Source organism: Deinococcus sedimenti, assembly GCF_014648135.1.
Taxonomy (GTDB): Bacteria; Deinococcota; Deinococci; order Deinococcales; family Deinococcaceae; genus Deinococcus; species Deinococcus sedimenti.
Genome location: NZ_BMQN01000001.1, coordinates 335,609 through 355,731, shown reverse-complemented (window position 1 = coordinate 355,731; position 20,123 = coordinate 335,609). Strand labels below are relative to the sequence as shown.

Below are 20,123 nucleotides of genomic sequence, written 5' to 3'. Positions count from 1 at the left end.
TCTCAGGCTCCTACGGATTCCGTCTGTTTCGTTCACAACCCGGAAGGACACCGGTTTGCCAACTCCACGCCCGGAACCCGTTTCTCTCCTGCTCGCTCCGCTCGGGTTGAAAGGTTGTGCAAACCTTTCAACCGGAGTCCGAATCAGATGCTGAGCGTCTTGGCGCAGCGGTACAGGTCCCGGCTGACGTCCTTGCGTTTCTCCCAGGTGTCGGCCAGCGGGGTGTAGCTCGTTTCGTGGTTCTGGCGGCCGATCATGACGTCACTGCGGCCGTCCATCAGGGCGTACACGGCGGCCTCGCCCAGGCGGCTGGCCAGGATGCGGTCGGAGGACACGGGGCTGCCGCCGCGCTGGATGTGGCCCAGGATGCTCACGCGGGTTTCCATGCCAGTGCCGTCCTGGATGGCCTGCGCGACGCCGTTCGCGCCGCCCGGGTAGCCCTCGGCGACGATGATGATGCTGCCCATCTTGCCCTTCTTCACGGACGCCTTCACGATGTCCAGCACGCCCGCGACCTCCTTGGCGTCCTCGGGGATGAAGACCTCCTCGGCGCCCCCGGCCACGGCGACGTCCAGGGCGATGTGCCCAGCGTGGCGGCCCATGACCTCGATCACGAAGATGCGTTCATGGCTGGCGCCGGTGTCACGCAGCTTGTCCACGGCGTCCAGCGCGGTCTCGACGGCCGTGAAGTACCCGATGGTGTGGTCGGTGCCGTACAGGTCGTTGTCGATGGTGCCGGGCAGCCCGATGACGGGAATGCCGTGTTCCTCCTGCAGGTAGTGCGCACCGTGGAAGCTGCCGTCCCCGCCGATGACGATCAGGGCGTCGACGTCATGGGCGCGCAGGTGGCGGGCGCCGCGGGCGCGGCCCTCGGGGGTGCGCCAGGTGTGGCTGCGGGCCGAGAGCAGGATGGTCCCGCCGCGCTGCAGGGTGTTGGCGACGTCGCGGGCACCGAGGGTGATGAAGTCGCCGCGGTGCAGGCCAGAGAAGCCGCGCCGGACGCCGATGACCTCGATGCCCTGCGAGGTCGCGGTGCGCACGACGGCGCGGATGGCGGCGTTCATGCCGGGGGCGTCGCCGCCGCTGGTGAGGACGGCGACGCGTTTGATGCCGGTGGGGTTGGGGTGGGGGTCGCAGTGGGGTTCGGTCATGCTGGGCCTCGCTGTCTGGGGGATAGAGGTGGCACCGTGGAAGCACTTCCAGGCTGTCGGGTTGCCCCGGCAGGTCCGGACATAGTCGTCCCGCCGGGGTCAGGCGTCCGAGGTCGCCTGGAGTGCCAGTGCATAAGCGTCATTCTTACGCAAACCCTCCCGCATGAGAAGGTCACGTATATCCCGAGTGCTCAGCCCCTGCCCCGCCAGCTCCCGCGCGCGCGCCGCGTGATCCACCTCGGCGCCGGTCGGCTCGCCCTCTGGGCGGCCCGCGAGCACCACCACGATCTCCCCCCGCACCCCCGCCTCGAAGTGCGCGGCCAGCTCGGCCAGCGTGCCGCGCACCGTCTCCTCGAAGCGCTTGGTCAACTCGCGGGTCACGCTCGCCGCCCGCTCCGGCCCGCAGGCCTCGCGCAGGTCCACCAGGGTCGCGTGCAGGCGATGCGGACTCTCGTACAGCACGCTCGTCTCGGCGCGGGCCGCGACCGCCGCCAGCCGCTCCTTGCGGTCCCGGCCCGAGCGGGGCAGGAAGCCCTCGAAGGTGAACCGCCCGGTCGGCAGGGCCGACAGCACCAGCGCCGGAACGAACGCCGTCGCGCCCGGCAGCGCCTCCACCGGCACGTCCGAGCCCAGGGCCGCCGCCACCAGTTCCGCACCAGGGTCGCTGATGCCGGGCGTGCCCGCGTCGCTCACGTACGCCAGCCGCGCGTACCGTTCCAGCACCTGCGGCGCGCGGCCCATCGTGTGCGCGTCCAGCCGCACCAGCGGCTTCTTGATGCCCAGGTGCATCAGGAGCGACCCGGTCCGGCGGGTGTCCTCGCAGGCCACGGCGTCGGCGGCGCGCAGGACCTCCAGCGCCCGCAGCGTGATGTCCCCCAGGTTCCCGACCGGGGTGGGAACCAGCCACACCCGCGCGCCCTCCGGAATGACGACCGGGGTCACGTCATCCAGGACGTCAATGTCACCCGTCAGGTCAAGACCGGGGGTGTCGGGCTCAGTCATCGCTGCCGAGTCCGACCGGACCGGTCCCCGTCAGGCCCTCCATCGCCAGGCCGGGCGTGGGCTTGAGCCGCACCTTGACCTTGCGGGGCCGCTTGAGCACATTCGTGATCCGCGCGCGCAGCAGTTCACCCTCACCGACCGTCACGGTCACCACCGTGCCTTCCGGCAGGCGACCACCGACGATCACCACGACGCCATTTTCGACCACGCCCTTGTAGGCTTTCATGCTTCCCTCCCCTGCGCGCGGTGCCTGCGGCGCTCCGCCGCTGACAGCGCCTCGCGCAGCGCAACGATCTCCGATTCGCGCGCGCCGCCCAGCCGCGCGTACCGGTCAATGATCTCCGACGCCTCGCGCCGACGGTCCAGACGCAGCAGCAGCGTCCCCAGGTGCTCGCCCCCCACGAAGTACGCGCGGGGGTTCTGCGGATCCGCGGCCACCTGAGCGCGCGCCGCCTCCAGCCGTTCCAATCGGGCGCGGTGCCGGTTAACCTGCCACCGCACCGTGAACGTCGCCAGGCCGAAGGTGAACAGCGCGCCCAGCAGCGACAACACCACCGCTTCGGGCACGCCCACCTGCCGGCCCAGCTGTACCGTCAGCGGGAAGCAGAAGGCCAGCACGACCAGCACCGCCAGGGTCGCCGCGTAATTCACGCTCCCCTCCCGGCCTGGACCATCACGCCACTCATGCGCCACAGTCTAGCCGCCCGGGCGCCCACTGCGCCGTTCATCCGGTCATAAAGTCCGCTACAGGTCGTCCTGGCGCGGCGGGTGGTAGGGTGCGGGGCGTGCGACTGCACCTGATCACCGTGGGAGAACCGAAACTGGCGTACGCGCGCGCCGGGTGGGACGAGTACGAGAAGAGGCTGCGCCGCTACCACCGCCTTCAGGTGACGCGCGTGAGCGGCAAGACCCAGGCGCTGGAGAGCGAGGCGGTGCGCCGCGCCGCCGGGCGCGCCCCGCTGGTGCTGCTCGATCCGCGCGGACGGCAGTTCACGTCCGAGGGCCTCAGCGCCTACCTGGACGCGCAGGGCGTGGCGGGCGTGGGTGAACTGGCCTTCGCGATCGGCGGGCCCGACGGGCACACCGACGAGCTGCGGGCCGGGGCGCACCTGTTGTGGGGGCTGGGTCAGCTGACGCTGCCGCATGACCTGGCGATGGTGGTACTGGCCGAGGCGCTGTACCGCGCGAGTACCATCAGCGCGGGCGAACCGTACCACCGCGGGTGACCGGACGGCCCAGCCGGGCGTAGGGTGGAGGCCATGAGCGAGACGACGCCCGCCCCGGCCGAGCAGTGGTTCGAGACGCCCGAGTTGCGGGGGCGGCTGGTGACGCTGGAGGGCCTGCACCCGGCGCACGGCGCGGACCTGAGTGCCGGAGCGACCCCGGACACCATCCGGTTCCTGGCGCGCGGTGGCCCGCCTGGGAACACCCCGGCGGCGTGGGCGGCGTACGTGGAGCGGCTGAACGCGCTGCCGCGCCGGGTGAACTTCGCGGTGCGGTCGCGGGCGTCGGGCCGGGTGGTGGGCCGCATCAGTTACAGCGAGGTGAACGTCGCGGACCGCTGGGTGGAGGTCGGGACGATGCTGCTGCCCGAAGCGCAGGGCACGGGCGCGAACGCCGACGCGAAACTGCTGGTGATGGAGCGGGCTTTCGGGGTGCTGGGCGCGAACCGGGTGCACTTCAAGGTGGACGCCCGCAACGAGCGGAGCCTGCGGGCCATGCGCCGACTGGGCGCCACCGAGGAGGGCGTGCTGCGCGCGTACCAGGTGCGCCCGGATGGCGCGGCGCGCGACTCGGTGATGTTCAGCGTCCTGCACGCCGAGTGGCCGGGGGTACGGGCCGCGTTGAACGCCCGCCTGCCCTGAGCCGCAGAGGCTGCCTGACGCGCTCCTGATCGCATGAGAAATCGCGCAAGGTTGCCATAAAGGGTTGGGTAGACTGCTCGGCGTGACCCGCCGCCCTGTTGCCCGACTTGCCGCCGTGCTGGCCGCGCTGCTGTGCCCGGCGCAGGCCCTGATCGTTCCCCTGACCGGCTGGACGCCCGTGAACGGCGACGCGAACTACTGGACTGACCCCAGCGGCGAGTGCCTGATGCGCGAGGAACGCTCCGGTCAGGCCTTCCCCACCTTCACGAACGCCGAGGACGCCCGCGCGTTCGCTCTGAAACTCCAGGGCAGCCTGGGCCGCAGCATGCGCTCGGTCGTCACGCAGCCCGTGGACCGCGCCGGATCATGGGGAGTGCTGGCGGCGTACGACTACCACGACGCCGGCACGACCTACCGCATCAGTCAGCTGTACCTGAGTGACCGGGGCGTGCTGCGGACCGTGACCGGCAGCGCCGCCGCGAAGGACGCCGGGGCCTGCGTGAACGAGATGCGCGACTTCATCCGCTACCTCGCGAACTGAACCGGCCAGACCGCATCCTGTCCGTCCCGTGAGCTACAACGGGGCATGACCACGTCTGATCCCGTCATGGACCTGCTGGGCCGCCTGAGTCTCATCGCCGCTGGCCTGGAGGCCTCAGGGCGGGCGCTGGCGCTGTTGGGTCTGGGGTCGGTGGGGGCGGAACTGGACCGCGCGGACCGCTTCTCGGACCTGGATTTCTTCGTAGTGGCCCGCCCCGGGCAGGTGGGGACGCTGCTGGACGACCTGGCGTGGCTGGGCGGCGGGCTGGCCTATGCGTTCCGGAACACGCCGGACGGCTTCAAGGTCCTGTTCGGGGATGGCGTGTACGGCGAGTTCGCGGTGTTCGACGAGGCGGCCCTGCGCGGCGCGGCGTTCGTGAATGCGCGGGTGGTGTGGCGGTCGCCGGACGCCCCGGCGGACCTGCCGCTGCACCTCCGCCCGCAGGAGGCGCAGGTGGCACCGCTGAGCGGGGGGAAGCGCGATCATCTTCTGGGCGAGGCGCTGACGAACCTGCTCGTCGGTGTACGGCGGTTCCGGCGGGGCGAGCAGCTGTCCGCGTGGCAGTTCACGCAGGTATACGCCCTGGGAAACGCGCTGGCCCTGGCCACCAACGCCACCTCACCCGCGCCTGGCTGGGCGGACGCGTACGGCCTGGAACGCCGCTTCGAGCAGCGCTTCCCGGCCCTGGCGACGCGGCTGGTGGCGTGCCTGCCGGGGGTGGACGGCACGCCCGGCGCGGCCCTGGCGATCCTCGACCTGCTGGAGTCGCTGGACCTCACAGGCTGGCAGGAGGCTTCGGGGCTGACCGCGCAGGTGCGGCAGGAGGCGCAGGCGGCGCTGACCGACCGGGGGGGCGGAACGGGGGCCTGGGCCGTGCGTGGTAGGCTCCCCGGTTGAGATGTCGAGACTAAGTGCGTTCCGGGCGGTGCGGCCATGATGGTCGTCACGGCGCTGCTGTCGTGGTTCCTGGTGGGCCTGTTCGTCCGCATGAGCAAGGCGCGCGGGTGGGGGCAGCGGGTGCGGCAGGACGGCCCGCAGACCCACCTGATCAAGGACGGGACCCCCACGGCGGGCGGCGTGCCGTTCGTGCTGGCCCTCAGCGTGGTGTTCCTGCCGCTGTACTTCACGGGGAACGCCGGGGGGCCGCGCGAGATGATCATCTGGCTGACGGCCCTGGCGATGGGCGTGATCGGCGGCGTGGACGACCTGCTGAAGATCCGCTCGCGCATGACCGGCAAGGGCCGTTCAGAGCTCCTGGCGCGTGAGAAGTTCCCGCTGCAGTTCCTGGTGGCGCTGCTGTTCGCGTACTTCGCCGCGCCACTCGCGTCGCACGAGCTGCTGCCGGGCTTCGGGCCGGTGGGGGACGTGATCCTGCTGACGCTGGTCATGGTGGGCAGCGTGAACGCCTTCAACTTCACGGACGGCCTGGACGGCCTGCTGGGCGGCGTGGCGATCATCGTGCTGCTGCCGCTGCTGGCGCTGTCCCCGGTCAGTGCGCTGCTGGTGGCGGCCCTGCTGGGCTTCCTGTGGTTCAACGCGCACCCGGCGCGGGTGTTCATGGGCGACATGGGCAGCCACGCCATCGGGGCGATCGCGGCCGGCGCGTACGTGCTGTACGCGGACGTGTGGCTGCTGCCCATCGCGGCGATCATCCCGGTCGTGGCGGTCCTGAGCGTGGTCATCCAGGTGGCGTCGTTCAAACTGCGCGGCAAGCGGGTGTTCAAGATGTCCCCCATCCAGCATCACTTCGAGCACAAGGACATCGGCTGGCCCGAAACCCACGTCACCATGCGCTTCTGGGTGGTGTCGGCGGTCGCGACGGCGCTGGTGTGGTGGCTGCTCGGCGGAAGACCTTAAGGCGGTCCGGGCGGGCGGGGTGAGGGGGCGACCTCTCCCCCGCCCGCCTGTTTCGCGGGGCGGGGCCGCTAGACTCGGGTGTGACCGAGTTCCACCCGCTGCACCTGCCTGATCTGCCTCGCCTGTTCGCGGCGCGCGCCGCGCTGCCCGCGTCGGGCACGACCGTGTACCGCACCGCGCACCTGACCGAGACGGGCGGGCAGTTCACGCTGGACGTCGCCGGGGACGCCGGGGTGCTGAGCCTGTACGTGCCCCTGACCCCGCCGGACGAGGCGGCGCTCGCGGCGGCGTGCGGCGAGGCGGCGGGGCTGGCGGGGGTGTACCTGAAGCGGCGGCCGGTGGAGGCGCGGCACGCGGCGAACGTGGCCCGTGAGGACCTGTCCCCGCCGGACCCAATGTGGGGCGAGGCGCGGCCTGAACTGACGGCGTTGGAGGCCGGGGTGCCGCTGCTGATCCGCCCCGGCGCGGACCTGAGCGTGGGGGTGTTCACGGACGCCCGTCCGGCACGAGCGTGGGTGCGGGAGCACGCGGCGGGGCGGCGGGTGCTGAACACCTTCGCGTACACCTGCGGCTTCGGCCTGAGCGCGGCGCTGGGCGGGGCGGCGGTCGTGAAGAACGTGGACCTGTCCCGCAAGGTGCTGGCGTGGGGGCAGGAGAACTACGCCCTGAGCGGGCTGGCCGCGCCGGACACGGATTTCCTGTTCGGGGACGTGTTCGAGTGGCTCGCGCGACTGGAGCGGCGCGGGGACGTGTTCGATCTGGTGGTGCTCGACCCGCCCAGTTTCGCGCGGGGCAAGGCGGGCGTGTGGCGCTCGGAGCGGGACTACGCGCGGCTGATGACGCTGGCTGCGCGCGTGACGGCGCCGGGTGGGCAGGTGCTGGCGCTGCTGAACCACGCGGGCGTGAACGCGGCGGCGTTCGAGCGGATGGCGGGCGCGGGTGTGGACGAGGCGGGGCGGCGCGGGACAGTACAGGAGCGGTTCGGTGCGGGCGAGGACTATCCGGGCGCGCGGCACCTGAAGGTGCACGTGTGGCAGTTGGACTGATCCGGCCTCCGGTTGAAGGGTTTTCAGAAACGTTGAACCCGAGCGGATGCGACTCGCAGAGCTGCGGAGCAGAGAAGGAGCGAAACGGGTTCCGGGCGTGGAGTGGGCAACCCGGTGCCCGTCCGGGTGGTCAATGAAACAGACGGCATCCGGATGAGTGGGAAGGCCGGGCCTTGTGCCCTGCCTCACTTCGTTTTCTAAAGCGGGCGCTATGCTGGGCGCATGACGCAAGCTGCTCAGACTGAAGCGCAGGTTCTGGTTCCCCTGACGACCCCCGAGGAAGTGGACCAGTTCCTCACCGAGTACCCGCTGGCCGCCGTGTTCAAGGCCGGGACCTGCCACAAGACCATGCAGGGTTTCGGCGTGCTGGAGACCTTCCTGCAGCGCCACGACCTGCCCGTGGGCTTCATCCGCGTGGTGGACTGGCGCCCCGCCAGCAACCACGTCGCGGAGCGCACCGGCCTGATTCACCACAGCCCGCAGCTGATCCTGTTCCGTGACGGGCAGCCGCAGTTCGAGGTGAACAACTGGGACATCACCCCGCAGGCGCTGGGGCCGGTGTTCGAGGCTCACGTGCCCGTCCGCGAGGGCGTGGCAAGCGTCGCGACCGACGACAACGTGGAACCCTACCGCCGCCTGATGCGCGCCTTCCTGGACGGGCAGCTGAGCGACTGGGCCTTCCAGGACCAGTACGTGAACATGTTCCGTGACGACGCCAGCCTGCGCAGCCAGCGGGAGTTCGACCTGCTGTCCCGCCTGTTCGGCGATCCGGACGCGTACCACGGTGGGCTGCACCAGCTGGGCGCCCCGCAGGGCCGCGGGGACCTGAAAGCCCGCGTGCAGGAACTGCTGACCGAACTGGGCTGAGGAACGGGACGTCCCCGGATGACGTTCAGGCGGCCTCACAGAGTGGTGGAGTGGAGCGCACGCCTGACCAGAGCGGAAGGGTGCAGGATGGAGGCGGTCAGGGAATTCCTGACCGCCTCCACCTGTTCACGGCTCAGGAATGGCTGTTCTGGCCGAACCACATCGAGCGGGTCGTGCCTGCCGAACTAAGCACGGCGCAGCAGGTCAGCCTCATGGAGCGGGGGGTGCAGCGTGCGGTTTCGTACATGTGTAAGCGGCACGTAAGACGGCGCGGGGTGTCATGATGGGGTATCCCTTAAGGAGCTCAGACCACGCCCCGCCTGCCGCCTCATCCTGACCTCACCCGGAAGTCGAATGCCTGATCCCACTGCCCCCTCCGCGCCCCCGAAGCTCACGCACCCCGTCGCCGTGCCGCTCGACGCCGCTGTGTACGGCGTTCTCAGCACCGATCACTACCCCTGGACCGACGTCACCGCTGACCTGTCCGTCCGTCAGGGCCAGCAGTTCACCGGCGTCTTCGATGCCTGGCAGGGCAACCGCTGGGCCCGGTTCCTGTGGAATCAGGGCACCCTGCTCGGGGGCTACACCAGCAGCGGACAGAACGTCGGCTGGAGCACCGTCATGCAGGGCCTTCCCCGCGCCCACGTCCGCCTGACGGAACTCTCCCCGCGCCTCGTGGACCTCCTGTGGGCCACCCGCGACGTCGAGGGACGGCCCGCGCCCGCCGCGTGGCCCGCCGCCCGCGCCGAGCTGGAACGCAGTCACTACCACGGCCTGATCCTCAGTGGCGCCGCGTGCAGCTACTGGCTGGCCGGCCGACTGGTGGCCGGCGACCTGCCCGCCGACGGTGCGGGCGCGTGGCTGTTCTCCCCGCATTCCGAATCGAACCGCGAGGATCTGCTGCAGTTCTGGCAGGACCTGCTGAGTGCCACCAACCGGGCCCATCCCCTGGAGACCGCGTGGCAGGAGGTCACCATGCGCCTGGCCGACATGCACCCCTGCCTGGACCCGTTCGCGCAGGACGTGACGTTCCAGGGCGGGCGGCTGACCGTTCAGGAGGACGTGCCGGTCGACGAGTTCCGCCCGGCACTGGCCGACGCCCTGCGCGGCACCCTGAGCCGTCTGGGGCTACGCCTGGTAGACCTGCCCATCACGAACCTCCGGGAGCAGCCTGAATGGGCCGCGTCCGGCCTGGAGAACCGGTGACCGCCCCGGTCTGGCCTGACGGCCTGCAGGACGGCACGCCGCTACCGTTCAGCGTGTGGCGGGTCCTGCATCACGTGGACGGCCAGCGGGACATCACCGAGGTGGCCCGCCTGTCCGGCATGACCGTTCCGGACGTGCAGGAACGCCTGAACGCCGCCGCCGCGTGGGTGGCGCGCGCCGCGCAGCGCGACCTGCCGGTCAGTGACGATCTCGCCGACCGGATCATCCAGTGCCTGACCGGCGTGGTCGGCCCGGTCGCAGCCGTGATGGTCGACGAGGTCCTCGACGACCTGGGCGATCAGGCCACCCTGAACGCCACGCTCTCCGCCCTGGCCAAGCAGCTCACCCCGGAGCGCGTGCAGGCCTTCGCGCGCCTGCTGCGGGAACGGGGCGTGACGTGACCGCCGGCCCGCCGCTCAGCCTGAACCTTCCGTCCCTCACCGCCCAGTTCACTGGCGCACCGGCCCCTGGAGCACACCCATGAAGTACACGGTCCTCATCCGACAGCCCGTCCAAACCGAACGTAAACCGGAACTGGAGCAGCAGCTGCGCGAACGTTTCGGCCTGAGTGGAGAGCAAGCCCAGCGGCTGAGTGACCGCCGCACCGGCCGCCTGATGAAACCCACCGGCCGCGCCCGCGCCGAACTGCTGCTCAGCATGTTCCAGTCGGTCGGCGCGGACGTGACCCTGGAAGAAGTGCGCGAGGAAACCAGCGTCATCAGCGAGCCGTTCCAGGCCCTGACCACGCCCCGCGCCGCCGCACCAGCCGCTGGCCTGAGCGACGACGCGCCCCTGGCGCCCGACCGCAACGAACCCAGTGTGTCCCTGTCCGGCATCTGGCCGGAGGTGGAATTCCCGGGCGCCAGCGGCGCGCTGCCTGACCCGTTCGCCGCGCCGGCCGGGCAGTCCGTTCCCACCAGCAGCGCCCTGCCCAGCGAATTCATGCCGGCCGTGCCATGGAACGCGCCGGCACCCGCCCCCACCGCGAACCCGTTCGCGAACGACGCGGCCACGGCCCTGATGCCACCCCCGCAGCCCGACGTGGACCCCGACCCATTCGCCACGGCGTTCGGCGCCCCCCTGGTGCCGGAACCGGCTGCCAAGCCGGCAGATCCGGCAGCGGACGTCTGGTCGGACTTCACGGGCGCCCTGACCCTGACCGATTCCACGCCGGCCGCCACACCCGCCGCCGAGGTGCCGACCGTGCCCAGCGGGCCCAGCGCAGAGCCGATCGTGGCGGCGCTGCCGGACGGAGATCACGGACCGAAGGTGCGCCGCAGCAGCCTGCGCAATCGCATGACCATCGGAGCCCTGGTCCCGCTGGGCGTGTCCAGCCTGCTGACGCTGGGCGTGCTGGCCCTGACGCTCCCGGGCCTGCAGCAGAATCTGGTGCAGCGCAACGCGCAGGCGGTGGCGGTGGCCGTAGCCAGCAACATCGACCCGACCCGCGGCAGCCAGAACATCGCGCCGCAGCTCGAGGCCCTCGTGAACAACTCCAGCGTGGGGTTCGTGCAGGTCGAACTCCGCGACGGTTCGCGCTACTTCTCCAGTCAGACGCCCAAGGTCAGCGACCTGCTGAACGCCCAGGTCAGTAACTGGCTGATCGAGAATCCCAACAGCTCCGCGTTCAGGGATACCATCTCGCCGGCCAAGCTGTACCGCGAGCAAGCCAACGAGATGCGGACGATGGGCGGCACCGCCAACGATGTGGAGAAGCTGGAGAAGGCGGCGGCCGATCCGGCCAACCAGACCGTCACGAACGTGAACTACATCGTTCAGCAGATCACCGTGAAGGACGAGAACGGCAAACGCGTCGTGAGCAGCGAGCGGGCCAGTGAAACCAACGCCGAGAACGTCCTGTACACCGTGGCCGTGGGGGTAGAGAACGGTCAGCAGCAGGCCGCGCTGCGCCGCACGCTGGCGCTCGTGCTGTTCGTGTCGCTGCTGGCGCTGGGCATCGCGGCGTACCTCGCGCTGCGGGCCGCCCGCGCCGTGGTGCAGCCCATCGAGGAACTCGTGCGGGTGGCCGACGCGATCAGCATGGGTGACCTGAGCCGCCCAGTACGGGCCGAACGCAACGACGAGATCGGTGACCTCGCGCAGGCGCTGGAACGCATGCGCCTGAGTCTGGACTCGGCGATGGACCGACTGCGCCGCCGCCGCCGCAGCTGATCACAGGTCTGACAGCAGGATTCAGAGGTATTGAAGGGGTTGCTCAGTACCTCTGAATCGAGCGGACTCGAAGACCTGCGCCGCAGAGCGAGCAGCTGAGAAGGACAGCGCAACGGCAGGCCCCCCGACGAAAACGCGGGGGGCCTGCCGTTGGGGGTTCAGTGCCGCTGGATCAGCGAGCTTCCATGCTGTGCTTCATGTCACGGATCTGGTCGTGGCTGGCCTTGACCTTCGTGAACTGGCCTTCCACGAAGCTGCGCACGTCGGCAGGCAGTCCCTCGGCCTTCAGAACGTCCTGGTAGTTCTCGACCGCGACGTCCTCGCCCCGTTCCGCTTCGGCGACCACGGCGGTATCGTCGCGGCCGGTCAGGGCGTCACGGACGTTCAGCCACGCACGGTGCAGGGCGGCGCCGACACTGCCGCCCTCGCGGGGCTGGTCACCCAGTCGGGCGATGTGCGCCTCGACGTCACTGGCCATCTGGGCGCGCTGGGCGCTCCGCTCGGAGAACAGACTCTTCAGGCTGGGGTCGGTGGCGTGCTCGGCGGCGTCCGCGAAGCCCTTCTCGCCGTCGCGCAGGGTGCCGAGGATGTACTGGAGTTTATCGAGGACGTTCTCATTGGTCATGGTCATGGTGGTGCCTCCTGTGAAGTGGTGTGGTTGGCCGCCGGTTCCGCGTCCTGCTGCCAGGGCGCCGACCGATCAGGCGAGTCAGACGTCGTCAGGTTAGAAGGTTGCCGGGCCACGCACCTGATAACTCCACCAAGGCGGTGTTCACGCAGGGTTGGTCCGCACTTGGGTCAGTTCACATGTTCTTCCCTGTCCCTGGTGGCTGGAGGGTGGAATGTGCTGCACTGCGGACATGACGCCCTGGGTGCTGCGGATGCGCTGGCTGGATCTCTGCTTCATGCACTGGGAGGTGCCGCCCGGGGCGGTGCAGGCGACCCTGCCGCCCGGCGTGAAGGTGGACACCCGCGCCGGCCACGCGTACGTGGCGGCCGTGCCCTTCCGGATGGAGGACGTCGCGCCGCGCCTCGTGCCCGCCGTGCCGGGCCTGAGTGCCTTTCCGGAGCTGAACCTGCGGACATACGTGACCGTGAACGGCGAGCCGGGCGTGTGGTTCTACTCGCTGGACGTCACGCAGCCCCTGGCCGCCGCGCTGGCCCGCACGTTCTTTCACCTGCCCTACCGGCAGGCGCGCATGTGGGTGGACCGCAGCGGGGACGTCACCCGCTACGCGAGTGTGCGAACGGATTTGCGGACCGGACCGGGCGCGTTCGCTGGTGCGTACCGGCCCACCGGACCAGTACTCGACCCGGACCCGAACAGTCTGGAGGCGTGGGTGACGGACCGGCTGCTGCTGTTCAGCGCGGACGCGGCGGGCCGCGTGTACCGCGGACGCATTCATCACGTGCCCTGGCCGCTGCGGGCCGCGCAGGCCGACATCCGCGTGAACACACTGGGCCACGGCCTGGGTTTCGACCTGAGCGGCCCGCCCCACCTGCTGCACGCCGAGCGGCTGGACGTGACCGCGTGGTGGCGTGAGCCGCTGCGCCTCCCCGCCCGGAAGCAGGGGTGATCAGGTACTGGCGGTGATCAGGTGAGGGTGAGCGTGAACGCCTCGGCCAGTCCGGCCTGGGCGGCGTCGCGCGCCACCTGCGGCGCGTGGTTCAGGGCCAGCGCGGCGCGGTAGGTGCGCTGCGCGAGTTCCCGGTCACCCAGCGCGTCCCGCACCTGCCCCAGGCGGGCGAGAACCAGCCCGGCCAGACTGCGCGGCTGATCGTCGGTCAGGGCGTGCGCGGCGCGTTCCAGCCGCGCGCGCGCACCCTCCAGGTCCCCCACGGCGAGGTGAATGCCGGCCGCGGCGGCCTCCAGTTCCGCGCGGGGAGTGACCCGGTCCCCGGCTTCACGGTCCAGGGCGGCCAGCAGGGCGTTCAGGTCGTCGTCCTCGTGCAGCTGCCAGGCGCGGTCGGCCAGCGCCCGCACGCGACTGGCCTCTGCGGCCTGGAAACCGGTGAGGTCCGGCAGGGCCGCGCCGGGCAGCAACGCCAGCAGGTCTGGCAGGTCATCGAGCGGCACCAGCAGCACGCCCGTCTGGCCGGTCAGGCGCGCGGCCAGTTCGGTCAGGCGGCGGTGCCGCCAGCGGGTGCCGGGTCCCTCGTCCAGCGCGGCCCGCACGTCGGCGCGGGTGGCCTGCACCTCGGCCAGGAAGGCGGGTGAGGTGATCCGGGCGGCGTTGAGCGGCGCGGTGACCAGCGCCGCGAGGGCCTGCTCTGCCGCCTGTGCCCGGCGCAGCCGCTCGCGGGCCTGCGGGTACTGGTTCAGGAACCCCAGCAGCTGCTCGTGCTCCGCGTCCGCCCACGCCCAGTCGGCCGTGAAGCCCTCGCGGATGAGGGTCCCGGCGGCGGGCAGCGCGTCCCGCAGCGGGTGGTCGGGGTCCTCGCTGCTGGCCCACAGGACCTCGCGGACGTTCAGGTGCGCGAGGAGTTCGGTGACGGTGCCCGCGTTGAACTGCGGGTGGAGCCGCAGCAGGTCCCCCAGGTCCGGCAGCAGGGTCAGCGGGGCCGGGCGCGGGCCGGGCGTGGGTTGCGACATGCGCGCAGTCTAGAGCAGCGGTCCACGGCAGGATTCAGGAGCCTGTGGGGGTGCCGCCTGCGGTGCTGAGCGGGGCGCCGAGTGTCCGGGATGGGCCGCCCATCCCTGGCCTGCTCCTGCGGCCCTGTCGTCGGTCAGGCGCTCGCGCCGTTGCGTTTGCGTCCGCCCACGCGGATCACGTCCTGCACGCCCTTCACCGTGAGGATCGCGCGGCGGATGCTTTCCAGGTCGCCGTGCCCGGACACGTTCAGGCGCAGGTGAATCACGGCGATCTCCTCCTGCCCGACCACGGCCTCCACCTTGGTGGGGCTGTGCTTCTCGCGCGCCAGGACGCCCAGCACGTCCGCCAGCAGCCCGGCGCGGTCGGGCGCGATGACGTCCACGTCCACCAGCACGCTGCCGGGCGTACCGGCCTCCCAGGAGGCGGCCACGCAGCGTTCCGGTTCGTCCTTCAGCAGGCGGATCATGTTCGGGCAGTCGATGCGGTGCACGCTGACGCCCCGGCCGCGCGTCAGGTACCCCATGACCTGATCGCCCCGGATGGGGGTGCAGCACTGGCTGAGTTTGGTGTTCGTGCTGAAGCCCTCGACGAACACGCCGCCCGGCTCGGGGGCCTTCGGGACGGGCGCGCGGCGGGCCGGGCCGGACGCCTGCTCCTGCGCCAGCTGCGGCGACAGGACCTTCCCGACGGCGCTGGGCGTGAGTTTCCCGGCGTGCAGCGCCAGGTACAGGTCGTCCGGGTTGCGGGAGCCCATGAGTTTCTGCGCGGCGTCCTCCAGCAGCTTGGTGCGCATCAATTGCCGCACGGCCAGCTGCCGCTTGCGCAGGTAGCGTTCCAGCAGGTCATGCCCGTGCTGCAGCGCCTCGCTGCGTTCCTGCGCGCGGAAGTGATGGCGGATCTTCGTGCGGGCCGAGCGGGTCACGGCGAAGTTCAGCCAGTCCTTGCTGGGATGGCCGTTCTTGCTGGTGACGATCTCGACCATGTCGCCGTTGCCCAGGCGGTGCGACAGGGGCACGATGCTGCCGTTCACGCGCGCCCCGACGGTCGTCTCGCCGATGCGGGTGTGGATGTGGTACGCGAAGTCCACCGGGGTGCTGCCCGCCGGGAGGCTGATCGCCAGTCCCTTGGGCGTGAAGACCCGCACCCGCTGCGACAGGATGTCCACCTTCACGGCGTCCATGTAGTCCGAGGCATCGTTGATCTCGTTCTGCAACTCGCGCAGCTGCGTGATCCAGTTCTCGCGGTCGCGCTGCGCGAGCTGACTGCCCTGCTTGTACATCCAGTGCGCAGCAATCCCGAACTCCGCGACCTCGTGCATGCGCCGGGAGCGGATCTGCACCTCGATGGGCTGCCCGCTGGGGCTGATCACGGTCGTGTGCAGCGACTGGTACCCGTTGGGTTTCGGCACCGCGATGTAATCCTTGAAGCGGCCCGGCAGCGGCGTCCAGACGCTGTGCACGATGCTGACCGTGTGGTAGCAGATGCGTTTCTCGCGGGTCTCCTCGGCCCGCTCGCGGCGTTTCTCGTCCGTGCCGGGCGGCACCACGAGGTCACGCGGCGTGAGGATCACGCGGATCGCCAGCAGGTCGAAGATCTGCTCCAGGCCCTTGCCCTCGCGCTGCATCTTGTTGTGAATGCTCCACAGGTGCTTGCTGCGCCCCGCGATGTCGATGTCACTGACCCACTCCGGCAGCTCCAGGTCGTCCGTCAGGGAATCCTGAAGCTGCTGCACGGCGTTCTCGATCAGCGTCTGCCGCTCTTCCTGCCGGGTCCGCAGTCGCGACTGCAGGTACGCGTAGTCATCGGGGTAGAGGTACTGGAAGCTCAGGTCCTCCAGTTCCCACTTGATCTGCCCGATCCCCAGGCGGTGCGCGAGCGGCGCGAAGATGTCCATGGTCTCCCGCGCGATCCGCTGCTGCTTCTCGGGCTTCATGCTCCCAAGGGTGCGCATGTTGTGCAGCCGGTCGGCCAGCTTGACCACGATGATGCGGATGTCGCCCGTCATGGCGATCAGCATCTGCCGGAGGTTCTCGGCCTGCACGTCCCGCCCGGACTCACGCACCTCGGCCGCCTGCGAGCCCTGCTTGCTGAGCTTGCTGACCTTCGTCTCGCCCTCCACGATGCGGCGCACGTCCGGCCCGAACTGCTCCTCGACGAGTTCGAAGGTCACGCCGTCCACGTCCTCGACCGTGTCGTGCAGCAGCCCCGCCATCAGGCTCTCGGTGTCCATGCCCAGCCGCGCCAGGATCACCGACACCGCGACCGGATGCGTGATGTACGGCTCGCCACTCTTGCGGTTCACACCGGCATGAGCGTCCCGCGCGAAGACGAACGCCGCCTCCACCCTCTCCCGGTCCCCTGCGGGCCGAGGCGCAATCAGCGCCCTGAGTTCCCCCATTCCATAGTCGCCGTCCGCTGCGCCTGCCTGCACGCCCCGCAGCATAGCGTTCCCCGGCACGCCGAACCTGACGTGCACCAGACACGCCCCCGCGAGACAGAAAAACGCCCACCACGTGGGTGGGCGGGAACATGACGTCAGGAAGAAGAAGGGGGACGCTTACTGCCCGTCAGCGGCGCTCACGCACGCGCACGGGAACCGGAACCGGCTGAGGTTGAGGACCACCGGTCAGCACCTCGCGCAGCCAGTCGACGAATTCACGCAGGCCTTTCATGGTTCCAGTCTACTGACCAACCCCTGACAGAGATGGCACGAGGCTTACGATGAGTTCACGCTCGACCGGTATCCCGGCGGGGGACAGAGCCGTTCACGACCACTCATACTGACGGGCATGACCGCGCCCCGCCCCGTCATCCTGGATCTCGACCCCGGTCACGACGACGCCGTGAACATCCTCCTGGCGCTGGCCAGTCCGGAACTGCGCGTGCTGGGCCTGACCACCGTGTTCGGGAACGTGGGCCTGGACCGCACCACCCGCAACGCCCTGATCACCCGCCAGATCGCCCGGTCCGACGTGCCCGTGTACGCCGGAGCGGACCGCCCGCTGGTGCAGGACCGCATCAGCGCGGAAGCCGTGCACGGCGAGAGCGGCCTGGACGGCCCCCACCTGCCCGCGCCCACGCGCGGCACGGAAGACGAGCACGCCGCCGCGTTCATCATCCGCACCGTCCGCGCCCACCCCGGCCAGATCACCCTGGTGCCCACCGGACCCCTGACCAATGTCGCGCTGGCGTTCCGCCTCGCCCCGGACATCGTTCCGCTGGTGCGGGAGGTGGTGTGGATGGGCGGCAGCACCGACACCGGCAACTGGACACCCGCCGCCGAATTCAACGCCCTGGCCGACCCGCACGCCGCGCACGTCGTCTTCAGCAGTGGCGTGCCGCTGACCATGATCGGCCTGAACGCCAGTCATCAGGCCATCGCGCACCCCGCCCGCGTGGCCACGTTCCGCGACCTGGGCACCCCCACCGGCGCGTTCGTCGCCGACCTGCTCGCGTTCTTCGCCGAACACCACCGCGACCGCTACGGCTGGGACGGCGGCGCGCTGCACGACCCGCTGACCGTCGCGTACCTGCTGCGCCCCGACCTGTTCACCGTGCAACCCATGCACGTCCAGATCGACCTGAGCGGCGGCCCCAGCCACGGCCGCACCGTCGCCGACCTCTGGCACGTCACCGGGAACGCCCCCAACGCACAGGTCATGACCCACGTGAAAGCCGACGGCTTCTTCGAACTGCTGCGCGACCGGATCGGGACGTACCCGGCGTAACCGAGATCGAACCAGAACCCGGTTCCCGGCAGTCGCGAGCGGACTGCGAACCTGGGCGGCGGCCTCCCTCACCGCCTGCGAGAATGGACGCAGATGAATTCCCTTCAGCCGCCCTTCTTCCGGGAACTTCAGGACTCGCGCCGCGTGCTGATCGCCGGGATGGGCGGCGGGTTCGACGTGTTCTGCGGGCTGCCGCTGTACTTCGCCCTGAAGGCCGATGGAAAGGAGGTGACCCTGGCGAACTACTCCTTCACCAGCCTGGGCCTCAGCCCGAACGGCCCGCTGCCGCACGCGGTGGTGCCGGTCACGCCGGACCTGAACGCGCAGCCCGGCGAGTACTTCCCGGAATACTGGCTGAGCCGATGGCTGGTCACTCAGGGCGAACCGGGCACCGTGTACGCGCTGCGGAAGGTGGGCGTGCAGCCGCTGAAGAGCGCTTACGAGGCCCTCGTGAACCACCTGAACATCGACACAGTCATCCTCGTGGACGGCGGCACCGATTCACTCATGCGCGGTGACGAGTCCGGGCTGGGCACCCCGCACGAGGACGCCACCAGTCTCGTCGCCGTGAACGAACTACGCGGTCCGAAAAAGCTGCTCGCCTGCCTGGGCTTCGGCGTAGACCACTTCCACGGCGTCTCGCACGCCGACTACCTGGAAGCCACCGCCGAAATGCCCCGCAGCGGCGCGTACCTGGGCGCGTTCAGCCTCACACCCGACATGCCGCCCGTGCAGAAGTACAAGGACGCCTGCGAGGCCGTCTTCCAGATGATGCCCCGCTACACCAGCATCGTGAACAGCAGCATCGTCAGCGCCATCAACGGGCAGTACGGCAACCACCACGCCACCAGTCGCACCCACGGCAGCGAACTGTGGATCAACCCGCTGATGGGCCTGTACTGGACGTACCACCTGCCCGCCGTCGCCCGCCGCATTCAGTACTACCAGCCCATGCTGGACACCGTCACGCTGAGCGACGTGGGCCTCGTGATCGAACGCCACCGCGAGGAAGTCCCGATCCGACCCAGGGTGAACATCCCCGTCTGACCACCGCCCTGTACCGCACCCCCCGGAGTTCATTCACCCGGAATCGAGACGGGGACCGCTCCAGCACCGTCACACGCGGCCACGGCGTCCGTCCACCTCTGCTTCAATGGACGTCATGCAGATCGTCGTCTTCAGCGAGGCTGAATTCCGGGATGAGACCACCACCAACGGGCGAGAACTGACGTTGATGACCGACACTGCCCGTCTGCTGGGGTGCCGCATCGTTCCTCTGCCCGACGCCCTGGACGATGACCCGCAGCTGGAAGGCGCATTCGCGTACGTCCCAGTGTTCGCCGAACCCGTTCAGGGAGTGTGGGTGGGGTACATTCCCACGCCGGAACGGTACCGGGCTGTGTACGACGCCGCGCGGCGCCACAACATCTTCCTGGTGAACAGCCCGGAGCAGAACCGGACAGCCATGGAATTCCCGCGTTTCTACCCGCTCCTGGCTGATCTGACGCCCCGGAGCGTGGTGGTGACCGACCCGGCCTAACTGGAGGCGGCAGCCTGCACGCTGGGCTTTCCGGTGTTTCTCAAGGGAGGCGTCAAGTCCAGTAAGGAGGAGGGATGGGACGCCTGCGTGGCCCAGGATGACGCGCAGGTGCAGCGTCTGGCCCGTGACCTGCTGGCCCGACCGGGCCGTTCACGTGGTCACGTCGTGCTGCGGGAAGTGGTGGCGCTGCGCCGCATCACGACCACATACGATCAGTTTCCACTGGGACGTGAATTCCGTGTCTTTCTCTTCAGGCATCACGTCCTGGCGTACGGCTTCTACTGGGAGGAACAGGCGCCGGAGCGCCAACTGGACCCGGCAGAGGAAACGCAGATGCTCCGGTGCGCCGTGCAGGCCAGTCTGCGCCTTGACGTGCCGTACCTGAGTGTGGATGTGGGGCAGCTGGACTCCGGCGCGTGGACCGTCATCGAGGTGGGGGACGCGCAGTTCACGGGGCTAAGTCAGGTGTCAGCGCTGACCCTATGGACTCGGCTCCTGCATCAGTTGACGTCGCCTGACTAACTGGTAGGGCGGTGATGGCAGGAGTAGTGGAG

The 20,123-nt window shown here is 70.0% G+C and carries 22 protein-coding genes; 15 read left to right on the top strand and 7 right to left on the bottom strand.

Translation table 11 applies throughout. From position 1 onward, the window contains the following. Positions 1 to 143: 143 nt before the first annotated feature. From pfkA to IEY69_RS01760, 4 genes are all read right to left on the bottom strand, one after another. A complete protein-coding gene (pfkA, locus tag IEY69_RS01775) occupies positions 144 to 1,151 on the bottom strand; it encodes a 6-phosphofructokinase (RefSeq protein ID WP_189071431.1) in 1,008 nt (335 codons plus the stop codon). 99 nt (positions 1,152 to 1,250) lie between these two features. After that, the gene (rsmI, locus tag IEY69_RS01770) at positions 1,251 to 2,153 is read right to left on the bottom strand and encodes a 16S rRNA (cytidine(1402)-2'-O)-methyltransferase (protein WP_189071430.1); all 903 of its coding nucleotides are present in this window, start codon (positions 2,151 to 2,153) and stop codon (positions 1,251 to 1,253) included. Continuing rightward, positions 2,146 to 2,379 carry a hypothetical protein gene (locus IEY69_RS01765; RefSeq protein ID WP_189071429.1) on the bottom strand — a complete coding sequence of 78 codons (234 nt, stop codon included), beginning with the start codon at positions 2,377 to 2,379 and terminating at the stop codon, positions 2,146 to 2,148. Before IEY69_RS01765 ends, rsmI begins: the two co-directional genes overlap by 8 nt. Further along, on the bottom strand, positions 2,376 to 2,804 hold the full coding sequence (locus IEY69_RS01760; protein WP_189071428.1) for a hypothetical protein: 429 nt from the start codon (positions 2,802 to 2,804) through the stop codon (positions 2,376 to 2,378). The genes IEY69_RS01765 and IEY69_RS01760 overlap by 4 nt, the downstream gene beginning before the upstream one ends. A 134-nt stretch (positions 2,805 to 2,938) precedes the next feature. On the opposite strand from IEY69_RS01760, the gene IEY69_RS01755 reads away from it, so the two are divergent. From IEY69_RS01755 to IEY69_RS01710, 10 genes are all read left to right on the top strand, one after another. Further along, positions 2,939 to 3,379, top strand: coding sequence for a 23S rRNA (pseudouridine(1915)-N(3))-methyltransferase RlmH (locus IEY69_RS01755; protein WP_189071427.1), 441 nt, complete (start codon positions 2,939 to 2,941; stop codon positions 3,377 to 3,379). Positions 3,380 to 3,412: 33 nt separating this feature from the next. Then, positions 3,413 to 4,018, top strand: a complete 606-nt coding sequence (locus IEY69_RS01750) for a GNAT family N-acetyltransferase (RefSeq protein WP_189071426.1) — start codon at positions 3,413 to 3,415, stop codon at positions 4,016 to 4,018. A gap of 82 nt (positions 4,019 to 4,100) precedes the next feature. Further along, on the top strand, positions 4,101 to 4,559 hold the full coding sequence (locus tag IEY69_RS01745; RefSeq protein WP_308425423.1) for a hypothetical protein: 459 nt from the start codon (positions 4,101 to 4,103) through the stop codon (positions 4,557 to 4,559). 45 nt (positions 4,560 to 4,604) lie between these two features. Beyond that, positions 4,605 to 5,456 carry a hypothetical protein gene (locus IEY69_RS01740; protein WP_189071425.1) on the top strand — a complete coding sequence of 284 codons (852 nt, stop codon included), beginning with the start codon at positions 4,605 to 4,607 and terminating at the stop codon, positions 5,454 to 5,456. Positions 5,457 to 5,492: 36 nt separating this feature from the next. Next, complete coding sequence (locus IEY69_RS01735; RefSeq protein WP_189071424.1) at positions 5,493 to 6,416, top strand: phospho-N-acetylmuramoyl-pentapeptide-transferase; 924 nt, start codon at positions 5,493 to 5,495, stop codon at positions 6,414 to 6,416. An 80-nt stretch (positions 6,417 to 6,496) separates the two neighbouring features. Beyond that, a complete protein-coding gene (locus tag IEY69_RS01730) occupies positions 6,497 to 7,462 on the top strand; it encodes a class I SAM-dependent rRNA methyltransferase (RefSeq protein ID WP_229783553.1) in 966 nt (321 codons plus the stop codon). A 222-nt stretch (positions 7,463 to 7,684) separates the two neighbouring features. Beyond that, complete coding sequence (gene abxC, locus IEY69_RS01725; RefSeq protein ID WP_189071423.1) at positions 7,685 to 8,329, top strand: monothiol bacilliredoxin AbxC; 645 nt, start codon at positions 7,685 to 7,687, stop codon at positions 8,327 to 8,329. A gap of 354 nt (positions 8,330 to 8,683) precedes the next feature. Beyond that, positions 8,684 to 9,535 carry a hypothetical protein gene (locus tag IEY69_RS01720; RefSeq protein ID WP_189071422.1) on the top strand — a complete coding sequence of 284 codons (852 nt, stop codon included), beginning with the start codon at positions 8,684 to 8,686 and terminating at the stop codon, positions 9,533 to 9,535. Next, positions 9,532 to 9,936 carry a hypothetical protein gene (locus IEY69_RS01715; RefSeq protein ID WP_229783552.1) on the top strand — a complete coding sequence of 135 codons (405 nt, stop codon included), beginning with the start codon at positions 9,532 to 9,534 and terminating at the stop codon, positions 9,934 to 9,936. The genes IEY69_RS01720 and IEY69_RS01715 overlap by 4 nt, the downstream gene beginning before the upstream one ends. Positions 9,937 to 10,015: 79 nt before the next feature. Then, positions 10,016 to 11,707, top strand: a complete 1,692-nt coding sequence (locus IEY69_RS01710; RefSeq protein ID WP_189071420.1) for a HAMP domain-containing protein — start codon at positions 10,016 to 10,018, stop codon at positions 11,705 to 11,707. Positions 11,708 to 11,879: 172 nt separating this feature from the next. Here IEY69_RS01710 and IEY69_RS01705 read toward each other — a convergent pair whose 3' ends face one another. Continuing rightward, on the bottom strand, positions 11,880 to 12,338 hold the full coding sequence (locus IEY69_RS01705; protein WP_189071419.1) for a PA2169 family four-helix-bundle protein: 459 nt from the start codon (positions 12,336 to 12,338) through the stop codon (positions 11,880 to 11,882). Between the two features lie 229 nt (positions 12,339 to 12,567). Between IEY69_RS01705 and IEY69_RS01700 the strand changes: the two genes are divergently transcribed. After that, positions 12,568 to 13,284: a YqjF family protein gene (locus tag IEY69_RS01700; RefSeq protein ID WP_229783551.1), complete on the top strand. Its 717-nt coding sequence runs from the start codon at positions 12,568 to 12,570 to the stop codon at positions 13,282 to 13,284. Between the two features lie 17 nt (positions 13,285 to 13,301). On the opposite strand, the gene IEY69_RS01695 is transcribed toward IEY69_RS01700, so the two are convergent. After that, a complete protein-coding gene (locus IEY69_RS01695) occupies positions 13,302 to 14,300 on the bottom strand; it encodes a hypothetical protein (RefSeq protein WP_189071418.1) in 999 nt (332 codons plus the stop codon). 134 nt (positions 14,301 to 14,434) lie between these two features. After that, entirely contained in the window at positions 14,435 to 16,699 is a 2,265-nt protein-coding gene (locus IEY69_RS01690) for a RelA/SpoT family protein (RefSeq protein ID WP_189072311.1), read from the bottom strand. A 391-nt stretch (positions 16,700 to 17,090) separates the two neighbouring features. Between IEY69_RS01690 and IEY69_RS01685 the strand changes: the two genes are divergently transcribed. The 4 genes from IEY69_RS01685 to IEY69_RS01670 all read left to right on the top strand — a co-directional run bounded on the left by IEY69_RS01685 (position 17,091) and on the right by IEY69_RS01670 (position 20,091). Beyond that, positions 17,091 to 18,029, top strand: a complete 939-nt coding sequence (locus tag IEY69_RS01685; protein WP_189071417.1) for a nucleoside hydrolase — start codon at positions 17,091 to 17,093, stop codon at positions 18,027 to 18,029. A gap of 93 nt (positions 18,030 to 18,122) precedes the next feature. Beyond that, a complete protein-coding gene (locus IEY69_RS01680; RefSeq protein WP_189071416.1) occupies positions 18,123 to 19,076 on the top strand; it encodes a DUF1152 domain-containing protein in 954 nt (317 codons plus the stop codon). Positions 19,077 to 19,191: 115 nt separating this feature from the next. Continuing rightward, complete coding sequence (locus tag IEY69_RS01675; protein WP_189071415.1) at positions 19,192 to 19,569, top strand: hypothetical protein; 378 nt, start codon at positions 19,192 to 19,194, stop codon at positions 19,567 to 19,569. 33 nt (positions 19,570 to 19,602) lie between these two features. Further along, positions 19,603 to 20,091, top strand: coding sequence for an ATP-grasp domain-containing protein (locus tag IEY69_RS01670; RefSeq protein ID WP_373290967.1), 489 nt, complete (start codon positions 19,603 to 19,605; stop codon positions 20,089 to 20,091). Positions 20,092 to 20,123: the final 32 nt, after the last annotated feature.